At 62.5% G+C, this 11,363-nt stretch carries 11 protein-coding genes and 1 pseudogene; 8 read left to right on the top strand and 4 right to left on the bottom strand.

What is annotated here, in order from left to right; genetic code table 11:
* A pseudogene (locus EOA22_RS12150) lies at window positions 1-460 on the top strand (hypothetical protein); the annotation flags it as partial.
* A 12-nt stretch (window positions 461-472) separates the two neighbouring features.
* On the opposite strand, the gene EOA22_RS12145 reads toward EOA22_RS12150, so the two are convergent.
* Window positions 473-2,005, bottom strand: a complete 1,533-nt coding sequence (locus EOA22_RS12145; RefSeq protein ID WP_013531455.1) for an acyl-CoA carboxylase subunit beta — start codon at window positions 2,003-2,005, stop codon at window positions 473-475.
* 409 nt (window positions 2,006-2,414) lie between these two features.
* Between EOA22_RS12145 and EOA22_RS12140 the strand changes: the two genes are divergently transcribed.
* Window positions 2,415-3,839: a DEAD/DEAH box helicase gene (locus EOA22_RS12140; protein WP_024505079.1), complete on the top strand. Its 1,425-nt coding sequence runs from the start codon at window positions 2,415-2,417 to the stop codon at window positions 3,837-3,839.
* 102 nt (window positions 3,840-3,941) lie between these two features.
* Here EOA22_RS12140 and EOA22_RS12135 read toward each other — a convergent pair whose 3' ends face one another.
* Window positions 3,942-4,916 carry an alpha/beta fold hydrolase gene (locus tag EOA22_RS12135; protein ID WP_127389987.1) on the bottom strand — a complete coding sequence of 325 codons (975 nt, stop codon included), beginning with the start codon at window positions 4,914-4,916 and terminating at the stop codon, window positions 3,942-3,944.
* 79 nt (window positions 4,917-4,995) lie between these two features.
* On the bottom strand, window positions 4,996-5,817 hold the full coding sequence (locus tag EOA22_RS12130) for an SDR family oxidoreductase (protein WP_127389986.1): 822 nt from the start codon (window positions 5,815-5,817) through the stop codon (window positions 4,996-4,998).
* 227 nt (window positions 5,818-6,044) lie between these two features.
* Here EOA22_RS12130 and EOA22_RS12125 point away from each other — a divergent pair, with 227 nt between their 5' ends.
* The 6 genes from EOA22_RS12125 (at window position 6,045) to EOA22_RS12100 (ending at window position 10,590) form a co-directional block, all read left to right on the top strand.
* On the top strand, window positions 6,045-7,079 hold the full coding sequence (locus EOA22_RS12125; protein ID WP_013531459.1) for a cysteine synthase A: 1,035 nt from the start codon (window positions 6,045-6,047) through the stop codon (window positions 7,077-7,079).
* Window positions 7,079-7,822, top strand: coding sequence for an alanyl-tRNA editing protein (locus tag EOA22_RS12120; protein WP_063168059.1), 744 nt, complete (start codon window positions 7,079-7,081; stop codon window positions 7,820-7,822). The genes EOA22_RS12125 and EOA22_RS12120 overlap by 1 nt, the downstream gene beginning before the upstream one ends.
* Window positions 7,823-7,860: 38 nt before the next feature.
* The gene (sseA, locus tag EOA22_RS12115) at window positions 7,861-8,727 is read left to right on the top strand and encodes a 3-mercaptopyruvate sulfurtransferase (RefSeq protein ID WP_063168058.1); all 867 of its coding nucleotides are present in this window, start codon (window positions 7,861-7,863) and stop codon (window positions 8,725-8,727) included.
* 5 nt (window positions 8,728-8,732) lie between these two features.
* A complete protein-coding gene (locus EOA22_RS12110) occupies window positions 8,733-9,296 on the top strand; it encodes a GNAT family N-acetyltransferase (RefSeq protein WP_013531462.1) in 564 nt (187 codons plus the stop codon).
* A 111-nt stretch (window positions 9,297-9,407) separates the two neighbouring features.
* On the top strand, window positions 9,408-9,965 hold the full coding sequence (locus EOA22_RS12105) for an OmpA family protein (protein ID WP_013531463.1): 558 nt from the start codon (window positions 9,408-9,410) through the stop codon (window positions 9,963-9,965).
* A 157-nt stretch (window positions 9,966-10,122) separates the two neighbouring features.
* Window positions 10,123-10,590, top strand: coding sequence for a DUF1203 domain-containing protein (locus EOA22_RS12100; protein WP_013531464.1), 468 nt, complete (start codon window positions 10,123-10,125; stop codon window positions 10,588-10,590).
* Window positions 10,591-10,824: 234 nt separating this feature from the next.
* Here the strand turns inward: EOA22_RS12100 and EOA22_RS12095 are convergent.
* The coding region (locus tag EOA22_RS12095) for an outer membrane beta-barrel protein (protein WP_164755375.1) at window positions 10,825-11,363 on the bottom strand (539 nt) is incomplete at its 5' end.

Raw genomic sequence — 11,363 nt, 5'->3', positions numbered from 1 at the left:
GTTGGCGGCCTCCGCGCCTGCGGCGTCGGGCACCGCCTGCACCGGCCGTCCGCCGAAGATCGGCGTGCCGGGCGGCATCGCCTATCGCGGCTGCGACGACAAGGACCGTGCCTTCGCGGCCTTCAAAGCTGGCAAGCCGATGCCGAACGAGATTTGCGGGCTGGTCGGCGGCAAGAAATTCGACATCTGCGTGGCCACCAACAATTTCGACCAATGCCTTGGCGGCGCCGTCAATCGCGGCAACCGGCCGGCCTGTTCGGCCGATCATTTCTGCCGCGAGGACTATATGTGCCAATCGCTGCCGCCGGACACGCCGGGCATCGGCAAAGTGAAAGGCATCGGCTTCTGCTCGCCGACCTATTTCATCTTCCAGATGCGCATCGACAATCACGCGACACCGTGGGGCAGCCCTGTCCGCGCCACCATGGGAGCGGGGTTCGGGGCGGCGGAAGAGGAGTGAGTTGCCGGCGTCTCACAGCGGGATGTTGTCGTGCTTCTTCCAGGGGTTCTGCATGTCCTTGTTGCGCAGCATGCGGAGCGCCCGCGCAATACGGCGGCGGGTCGAGTGCGGCATGATCACCTCGTCGACATAACCGCGTTCGGCGGCGACGAAGGGCGACAGGAAGCGATCCTCGTATGCCTTTGTATGGGCTGCGATCTTTTCGGCATCACCGATGTCCTTGCGGTAGATGATCTCGACCGCGCCCCTCGCACCCATCACCGCGATCTGTGCCGTTGGCCAGGCATAGTTCATGTCGCCGCGCAGGTGTTTTGAGGCCATCACGTCATAGGCGCCGCCATAGGCTTTTCTGGTGATGACTGTGATCTTCGGCACGGTGGCCTCGGCATAGGCGAACAGCAGTTTCGCGCCATGCTTGATCAGCCCGCCATATTCCTGCGCTGTACCGGGCAGGAAGCCGGGGACATCGACGAAGGTGACGATCGGAATCGAAAAACAGTCGCAGAAGCGCACGAAGCGCGCCGCCTTGCGGCTGGCGTCCGAATCGAGCACGCCGGCCAGCACCATTGGCTGGTTGGCGACGAAGCCGACCGTGCGGCCCTCGACGCGCCCGAAGCCGGTGACGATGTTCTTGGCGAAATTCTGCTGGATCTCGAAGAAGTCGCCTTCGTCGGCGACCTTCAGGATCAGCTCCTTGATGTCGTAGGGCTTGTTGGCGTTGTCGGGAATCAGCCGGTCGAGCGACAAATCATGGTCGGTGACCGACTGGTAGCATTCGATCTCGGGAAGCTCCGATGTGTTGGAAGCCGGCAGCAGGTCGACCAGCCGGCGCATCTGCAGCAGCGCCTCGACGTCATTGTCATAGGCGCCGTCGGCGATCGAGGATTTCGTCGTGTGGACGGAAGCGCCGCCGAGACTCTCGGCGGTCACCGTTTCGTTGGTCACGGTCTTCACCACATCCGGTCCGGTGACGAACATGTAGGAGGTATCGCGCACCATGAAGATGAAGTCGGTCATGGCAGGCGAATAGACATCGCCGCCGGCGCATGGACCCATGATGACGGAAATCTGCGGGATGACGCCTGAGGCAAGCACGTTGCGCTGAAAGATCTCGGCATAGCCGCCGAGTGCTGCGACGCCTTCCTGGATGCGCGCGCCGCCGGCATCGTAGAGGCCGATGATCGGCGCCCGGTTGCGCAGCGCCATCTCCTGTACCTTGATGACCTTCTCGGCATGCGCTTCCGACAGCGAGCCGCCGAACACGGTGAAATCCTTGGCGAAGAGATAGACCGGGCGGCCGTTGACCGTGCCCCAGCCGGTGACGACGCCGTCGCCGGCGATCTTGGTCTTCTCCATGCCGAAGTCGGTCGAGCGGTGTTCGACATACATGTCGAATTCCTCGAAAGAGCCCTCGTCGAGAAACACCTCGATGCGTTCGCGCGCGGTGAGCTTGCCCTTCTTGTGCTGGGCATCGATGCGGGCCTGGCCACCACCCATGCGGGCGATCTCGCGGCGGCGCTCGAGTTCCTTCAGCACGTCCTTCATCGATTACCTCCCAAGCCAGCGGCATTTCGTGGTAATCGTGCCGGCAAGCGAGCGCAAGCGCCGCTTGCTCCGTGGATTTTGCTGCGCTGCAGCATGACGCCCCTTGCATTTGGTGGCGACCTGGGCCATATGCGGCGGCATAGGCGCTTGGGCCGGGACTTATCCGGCCTTCTCGACGAATGAGACTGGTTGCGTCTGTTTTCCCTCTTTCCGGTATATCGGCCCTTTTTCCGGTAAATCACAAAGCGGCGAAAAAGCCCCGTGGCATGATGCCTGCGGGCACGACAGCGCAGCCGAGTGGACGAACCCGTCCGCCCGCCTTGTCGTTTCATGAAAATTTGTTCGACGGCAGGTTGCGCCCTGCCGCCATCGATGTTTGCGGCCAGAAGCCGCGTGAAAGAAGATTATTTTGACCAACGAAAACACTTTGCCCGGTAGCAACACTGCGGAACTCACCGGTTTCGCGGCACTGGGTATTACGGGCGCGCTGCTCAAGGCCACCCACAACGCCGGCTTCACCGAGCCGAAGCCTATCCAGGCGCAGGCGATCCCGCCGCAGATGGAAGGCCGTGACATTTTCGGCATCGCCCAGACCGGCTCCGGCAAGACCGCGGCCTTCGCTCTGCCGATCCTGTCGAAGATCATCGCACTCGGCACCAAGCGCCGGCCGAAGACGGCGCGTGCGCTTATCCTGGCGCCGACGCGCGAACTCGCCGTGCAGATCGAGGACACGATCAAGATCCTCGCCAAGGGCGCGCATGTCTCGACCGCGCTCGTGCTTGGCGGCGTCTCGCGCTTCAGCCAGGTGAAGAAGGTTGCGCCCGGCGTCGATATCCTGATCGCAACGCCCGGCCGGTTGACCGACCTGGTGCGTGAGGGCGACCTCATGCTTGCCGACACCAAATGGCTGGTGCTCGACGAGGGCGACCGCATGCTCGACATGGGCTTCATCAACGACGTCAAGCGCATCGCCAAGGCGACCGCGCCCGATCGTCAGACGGTGCTGTTCTCGGCGACCATGCCCAATGAAATCGCCGAACTGGCCAAGGGCCTGCTGAAGAACCCGATCCGCGTCGAAGTCGCGCCGCAAAGCACGGCAGCGGCCGAGATCGTGCAAGGCGTCGTCTTTGCCCGCACCAAGCAGAAGCGCCAGGTGCTGTCGACGATGCTCGCCGATGAGGCGATGAAGTCCGTCATCATCTTCTCGCGCACCAAGCATGGTGCCGACAGGGTGACCAAGGACCTCGAGCGCGATGGCTTCAAGGCCGCCGTCATTCACGGCAACAAGTCGCAGAACGCCCGCCAGAAAGCGCTGAACGATTTCCGCGACGGCTCGGTGCGCATTCTGGTGGCGACCGACATCGCGGCGCGTGGCATCGACGTGCCCGGCATCAGCCATGTCGTGAATTTCGACCTGCCGGATGAAGCCGAGAGCTACGTCCACCGCATCGGCCGTACCGGCCGCAACGGCATGGACGGCATCGCGATCACGCTTTGCGATCCTTCCGAGAACAGCAAGCTGCGCCAGGTCGAGCGCATCATCCGCACCAAGCTGCCGATCGTTGCCGACCATCTCGGCAGCCCCGATCCGCTGCGCAATCCGGCTGAAAAGAACGAGCGTTTCGAGCCGGCCAATGACCGCAACGACCGCAATGGCCGTCGCGACGGCAGGCGGCCCGGTGGCGAGAACAAGGGCAACGGCTTTGGCAAGAAGCGCTTCGGCGACAAGCCGGCCTTCGCCGGCGAGCGCAAGCCGGACGGCGCCAAGCCGGCCTTCAAGGGCAACAACAAGCGCCGCTTCGGCGGTAAGCGTCCGGCTGCGCGGGCCGCGTAAGCCAGACCGCGCTGCAGTCAGTCAAGCTTCGGCTGGCTGATTGCCGAGACGAAACAAGAAAAGGGCGGCCGAAGCGATGCTTCGGTCGCCCTTTTTCGTCGCCTACTTCACCACCGCTTCGATCCAGACGGCGATCCTTTGCGCCAGAAACGCCGTGGTCGATGGCGACAGCGCGTCGCCGGCAATGACGTGATTGTCCGGGTCGCCAGTGTCGTCGACCGGAACCAGTTCATGCGGCGCGCCCCAGCGCCCGGCAATCTCGCGGCTGCGGTCGGCCCGCACCACTTTGTCCGAATCAGAAAAGATGAACAAAGCAGGGACGGTCGCCTTCTCCACCGGCGCGCCATAGGCAAGCTCGGTCAGCGCCTGCATCGGCAAGGTTGCTTCGATCGGATAGCGGGTGGTCCAGAATTTTTCATTCAGCGCGTTGCGCGGCACGAAGCTATGTTCCTTGCCGGCGACCAGCCTGGCGATTTGTTTGCCCCACGGCATGGTCAGGATCTCGGCGCCCGAAGTCTTGACGCCGAAGTTCGGGGAGATGAACGCAATCGCCGCCACCCCGTCCGACGCACCGGGCTGCGTTGCCGCCCAGACCGCCAGCGGGCCGCCGGTCGAAGTCGAGATGACGATCACCTTGTCGCCGATCGCCCGGCCGATGGCGAGCGCCTCCTCATAGTCGTTGATCCAGGCATTGATGCTGCCTTGCGTCATCGCCGCGCCATCCTGCCCATGACCGGTAAGCCGTGTGTAGAAGAGATTGGCGTCAAGCTGTTCCGCCACTTCGTCAGGCAGCGGGCGGACCTCGCCCTTCGATGCGGAAAAGCCGTGGATGTAGACGATCGATAGCGGGGTCCTGGCATGCACCAACGGATCGGCCCAGACGATCTCCTTCTCCAGCCCGTCTCGGATTCCGGGGATGGCGGCTTCCGCCTTTGCCACATAGGCCTGCGGATCGTCGCCGATGAGCGAGGGATCGAAACGGATCGTGGTGTCGACGCGAACGCGCGGGCCGAACACGAAGGCCAGTGCGAGAACGGCAATAAGGCCCAGCACAGCAAGCACGATCCGTCGCCCCATCGCAGACTCCACGCGGCACTTGTCTCAACCATGGCGACGGCGGCCCGAAAACGGGGAGCCTGCCAATTTCGCAGGCGTCCTATTCGATCGGCGGCTTGCGGTCGTAATGCAGAGGCCGCGCCTTCCAACTGGTCATCAGGCTGATAAACCCTCTGCACAGCGGCCTCGGCAGCAGGGCGAGCAGTTTCAGCGGCCAGCTTGTCCGGCGCGGGAAATGGACTTCGAAACCGCCCGACTTGATGCCTCGCGCCATGCGGCGCGATGCGCGGCTGACCGGCATCAGTCCCGGCATCGGCAGCATGTTCTTCTCGGTCAGCGGGGTGTCGATGAAGCCTGGGTTGAACACCTGGATACGCACGTTCATCTTGTCGAAATCATACTTCAGCGACTCGGCCAGGATGTTGATGGCCGCCTTGGTGCCGCCATAGGCGGCCGTTGTCGGCCAGCCGAAATAGGATGGCACGGAGCCGACCAGCACGACATGGCCGCGCGCCCGCACACGCATGCGTTCGACCGCAGGCACGAGGCCGTTGATGATGCCGAAATAATTGACCTCGAAGGACCGGCGAAAGTCGTTGACGACAAGATTCTCCCCCGGCGTCGAAATGTAATTCCCAGCATTGAAGATGGCGAGCACGATGGGACCGAGCTCCTTCTCGATCGCGGCGACGGTTCTTGCCATGCGCGGCTCGTCGGTGACGTCGCAGTGAAAGGCCGTGACGCTGCCCGGCATCTGCGCGGTCTCGACGACAAGCGTGTCGATCGGATCGTCGTCGAGCGCCGTCACCGCGACGGCATAGCCCTGGGAAGCAAGATCCCTGGCCAAGGCACGGCCGATGCCGCTCGATCCGCCCGTGATCCAGGCGACGCCGTGCTTCGGGTTGGCCCGGTAGAGTGTCATGCTGCGCCCTGTCGACTTGTTGGTGCTTTGCTCTAGCGATGAAGAAATCGAATGAAAAGCTGCTTTTCAACGTCAGCCGGAAAATGAGCTGTGGCGCAAGAGGTCGGTTTCGGGAAGCGCTGACGCAATTACAGTACCGCAAATGCGACTGGACCAGACAAATTCTTGCCTTGAAACTGCAGCTTCGGGTTTCTAGGGTTTCGGCGCACCTACACAAGGAATCCTGAATGCCCCGTTCTGTGATCGACGCGATCGGCAAAACGCCTTTGATCCGCCTCAACAAAGCTTCGGAACAAACCGGTTGCGAGATCCTGGGCAAGGCCGAATTCATGAATCCGGGCCAGTCGGTCAAGGATCGCGCCGGCCTGTTCATCATCCGCGATGCCGAGCAGCGTGGGCTGCTGAGACCCGGCGGTGTCGTCGTCGAGGGAACGGCGGGCAACACCGGCATCGGGCTGACGCTGGTCGCCAAGGCGCTCGGCTATCGCACCGTCATCGTCATTCCCGACACACAGAGCCAGGAGAAGAAGGACACGATCAAGCTGCTCGGTGCCGAACTGATCGAAGTGCCTGCCGTGCCCTACAAGAACCCCAACAATTATGTGAAACTGTCGGGGCGGCTGGCCGAGCAACTGGCGCGGACCGAGCCGAACGGCGCCATCTGGGCCAACCAGTTCGACAATGTTGCCAACCGTGACGGCCATATCCGCACCACAGCAGAGGAAATCTGGAGCCAGACCGGCGGCAAGGTCGATGGCTTTGTCTCGGCGGTCGGTTCCGGCGGCACGCTGGCCGGCGTCGCCTTTGGGCTGAAGGCGAAAAGCAAGGATGTGAAGATCGCGCTGGCCGACCCGCTGGGGGCCGCGCTCTACTCCTTCTACACCAGCGGCGAGCTGAAGTCCGAAGGCAGCTCGATCACCGAAGGCATCGGGCAGGGGCGCATCACCGCCAATCTCGAAGGGTTCACGCCGGACTTTTCCTTCCAGATCCCCGATGAGGATGCGCTGCCGATCGTCTTCGACCTGATCCAGGAAGAGGGGCTTTGCGTCGGTGGCTCGACCGGCATCAACATTGCCGGCGCGATCCGCCTGGCCAGGGAATTGGGTCCCGGCCACACCATCGTGACCATTCTTTGTGACTACGGCACGCGCTATCAGTCAAAACTGTTCAACCCGGAATTCCTGCGCGAGAAGCAACTGCCGGTGCCGGGTTGGATGGAGCTGAAGAGCACAATTTCGGTGCCGTTCGAAAAGGTCGCGTGATGGCAAACTGGACGGATGCCCTGTTTCGCGACGACGCCTATCTGCGGACGGCGGATGCGACGATCGTTGCCGTCAACGACCGCGGCGGCATCATCCTCGACCGGACGATCTTCTACGCCACTTCGGGCGGCCAACCGGGCGATACCGGGTGTCTCGAACGCGCGGACGGCAGCCGCATCGCCATTGCCGCTACCCTCACCGGCGAGACCAAGGACGAGATCATCCATGTGCCGGCGCCGGAGCAAGCAGTGCCACAGGTCGGCGAGACGGTGAGGTTGGCCATCGACTGGGAACGCCGGCATCTCCTGATGCGCATGCATGCGGCTTGCCATTTGCTCACCGTCGTCTGTCCGTTTCCAATCACCGGTGCCGCCGTTTCCGAGGACGACAGCCGTGTCGACTTCGACGCTCCGGATGCCGGCTTCACCAAGGAGGACATCACCGCCGGGCTGATGGAGCTGGTGCGGGCCGATCATCCGATCTTTGTCAGGCTGATCAGTGACGAGGAACTGGCCGCCAATCCCGGCCTGGTGAAATCCAAGAACGTCCGGCCGCCGGCCGGCACCGGCAAGATCCGCCTGGTCTGTATCGGCGACAACGCCTCGGTGGACAGCCAGCCCTGCGGCGGCACCCATGTGAAGAGCACTGGCGAAGTCGGCGAAATCCACATCGGCAAGATCGAGAAGAAGGGCCGTGAAAACCGGCGCTTCCGCATCCGCTTTGGGCCGATGCCGGCAAACTGAACAGACAGTGATCGCCAAAAGGCGAGCAGGAGCACAAAATGGCCGAGGACAGCCCCTTCACCGTCGACGCAGACTGGCTGCAGCAACGTCTCGGCGAGCCGGGCCTGACGATTCTCGACGCATCCTGGTATCTCCCGGCGCAGAAGCGCGATGCGCGCGGCGAGTATGATTCGGCCCACATCCCGGGCGCACGATTTCTGGATCAGGATGCGGTTTCGGATCCGGATTCGCCCTTGCCGCATACGCTGCCGTCACCGCAGCATTTTGCCCAGTATGTCGGCGCCATGGGCGTTTCGGCCGATGACACCATCGTCGTCTACGATGGTCCGGGTTTCTTCTCGGCGCCCCGGGCGTGGTGGATGTTCAGGGTGATGGGCGTCTTCCAGACCTATATTCTGGATGGCGGCTTCGATGGCTGGAAAGCCGCCGGCAGACCGGTGACGGCTGAGCCGACGAAGATCGCGCCAAGCGTGTTTCATGCCGATTTCGACTCCGGGCGCGTCGCCAGCCTCGCCGACATGCGCCGGATCGTCGACACCAGGGCAAGCCAGATCGCCGACGCCCGGGGACCGGGCCGCTTTACCGGCGCCGAGCCTGAGCCGCGCGCGGGTATCCGCTCCGGCCATATGCCTGGCGCGCGCAATCTGCCCTATTCGGCGCTGTCGGAAAATGGCGAGCTGCTGTCGAAGGACCGCCTGCGCAAGGCGATCGAGGAGGCCGGCATCGATCTGTCGAAACCTGTCGTCACCTCATGCGGCTCCGGCATTACCGCAGCGGTGGTGACGCTGGCGCTGGAAACACTTGGCCATACCAACAACAGGCTTTACGACGGCTCCTGGACGGAGTGGGGCGGGCTTTCCGACACGCCTGTCGTGACCGGCCCCGTTGTGATCGGCAAGGAATGAAGACGATGGAAAACGGCGCGCTGGAAGATATTGACGTCACGGTGACGTTTCTCGAGATGCATGTGCCGCCGGCCTATTCGCCGCCGGTGCCCTACAACCGTCAGATCGCGCTGCTGAAGACCAAGGACATTCCGCTGCATTTCTACCGCTATCTGATGGACCGGGTGGGGCGCAAATGGCACTGGGTCAATGTGCTGAGGCTGGATGACGACGAGCTTGCCGCCGGCATTCATCGCGAGGATCGCGACATCAGGGTCCTTTATCTCGACGGCGCACCCGCCGGCTTCTTCGATCTCAAGCCGCATCTGCCGGAAGAAGTCGAGCTCGCCTATTTCGGCATGATGGAACATGCGACGGGACAAGGCATCGGCCGCTGGTTCCTGGGTTCCGCGATCGCAGCCGCCTGGTCGCATGGTCCGAAGCGCGTGACGGTGCAGACCTGCACGCTCGATCATCCGGCGGCTCTGCCGCTTTACCAGAAGCTCGGCTTTGCACCGGTGGCGCAAAAGAAGGAAATCGTGCATCCGCTGCCTTTCGCCGAGCGCGCGGCCAGCGTCATGCGGCCCTAGCCGGAAGCTGACACCAGCTCGAATCTGAACCTGTCGTTCATCGGCCCTTCAGGCTGCTTTTGGCATGTTGCCCGCACCATCAATGCGGCCAAGGCCGAAGGAGACGAAGACATGCTGACCCGCCGTACACTTGCCGCCGCGCTGATCGCGGCGATTGCCATGCCAAGCCTGGCCGCAGCCCAGGCGACAACGCCTTCGGCCGCGACGATCGAGCGGAAGCTCGAGGCAGCACCGCGTGTGAAATTGCGGCCGAACGAGCGCGTCACCATCCGGGAATTCAAGCGGCGCCCGGATTTGCGCCGCATGGCCCGCTCGATCGATATCCAGTCGATCAACTTCGCCTTCGGTTCGGCGGCTATTGCCAACTCGCAATACGACAAGATCGAGACTATTGCCGACGCGCTGCGGCGAATCCTGCGCCGCGATCCCGGCGCCCGCGTGCTGATCGAGGGCCATACCGACGCCGTCGGCTCCTTCCAGTCGAACCAGGCCCTGTCCGAACAACGCGCCGCTTCGCTCAAGCGCACATTGGTGCGCGAATTTAGGGTGCCCGGCCATGCACTGGAAACCGTTGGTTACGGTGAGGAGTTTTTGCTGGTGCAGACGCAGAACGAAAACTGGCAGAATCGCCGGGTGACGCTGCGCCGCTTCGACGATTTCATCCGTTGAGTCGCAGCTCCGAATTTTAATTAGCCGGCGCCTTTGACAGGAATCTGATGAGAGCCGATCGCCGAGGGGCGATCGGCTTTTCGACATTTGGCAGGAATCGGGTGGGCGGCGAGGGTTCAAGGACATAATTTCCAATCACGACACCGGAGATTTTTCCATGACCATCCAGTTCAAAGCTTTGCCGACCGAAGCTGTCAGGACGCTGCAGCGTGGTGGCGTCGATGCTTATGGCCAAACGCCCGAGCGAAAGGTCTCAGATGGTGACGGCATGCCTTGCCGGCATTGTTTGAAGAACATAGGAGCCGGCGATGCCTATCTTGTTCTGGCATACAGGCCATTCCCGCAGCTTCAGCCCTATGCCGAAACCGGGCCGATCTTCCTGCATGCCGAGGAATGCGACGGCGCTGCCGAGGGCGAGGCGCTGCCCGAGATTCTCGACAGCCCCGACTACATCGTGCGCGGCTATGGCAGGGATGACCGTATCGTCTATGGCAGCGGCGGCGTGGTCCCGACCGGAGACATCACCGGGCGGGCCAAGACCTTGTTGGAACGCGACGAGATCGCCTACGTCCATGTCCGCTCGGCGCGCAACAATTGCTACCAGTGCCGCATCGAGCGCGCTTGAGGCTGAGATTAGCCGCTGGAAACAGCTGTCGTACTCCCGTCGCATAGTCGCGATAGAAAGCCATTGTCGATCGATTTGCCGACCGCGGATGAACCGGCGGCAAATCTCGTCATCGAGGAAGCGGGGCTTTGGCTCCGCTTTTTTGTTGCCTGCGTTTGGAGCAGACGTATTCCACGCAAGAAAAAAGCCCGCCGGCATGGCCGACGGGCTGCAACTGTTTGGCTGGAGGGCCTTTTAGTTGAACTTGTACTTCGCGCCGAGGCGCACGGTGTGGAAAGAGGAAGTCGAGGTAAGGGTGTCGTCAGGTGCGCCGAATTCCGAAGAAAAGTCCTTCTTGGCGAACTGCGAATAGCGATATTCGAGGCCAACGGTGACATTGCTGGACAGAGCCGTTTCCAGTCCGCCACCGACCGAGAAGCCGCTGGAGCCCCAGTCGAGGATGTCGCCGATCGGGTCGGAAGCGTTCAGATCGAAATGCTGCCAGCTGTAGCCGGCAAGCGCATAGGCAAGGGTCGATTCGTTCATCTTCATGCCAACGCGGCCCAACACATCGAACCCATAGTCGGTATCGACGTTGATCGATCCGCCGCCGAGATCCAGCTTGGAAGTCATGCCGGAGTAGCGTGCATCGACCATGACGCCTGCGACCCAGCTGCCGAAGTCATGATCGTAGCCGACGTTCAGTTCACCAAAGGCACCTTCGCCACCGAGACCATTGAATTCCAGGTCGCCGAGCGGCGGAACGTTGATCTGGTGCACGGACGCACCGGCAC

It is taken from the genome of Mesorhizobium sp. M7A.F.Ca.US.014.04.1.1, assembly GCF_003998745.1.
Classification (GTDB): Bacteria; Pseudomonadota; Alphaproteobacteria; order Rhizobiales; family Rhizobiaceae; genus Mesorhizobium; species Mesorhizobium ciceri.
The sequence above is the reverse complement of the archived record's forward strand: the minus strand, read 5'-3'. Positions and strand labels throughout refer to the sequence as shown.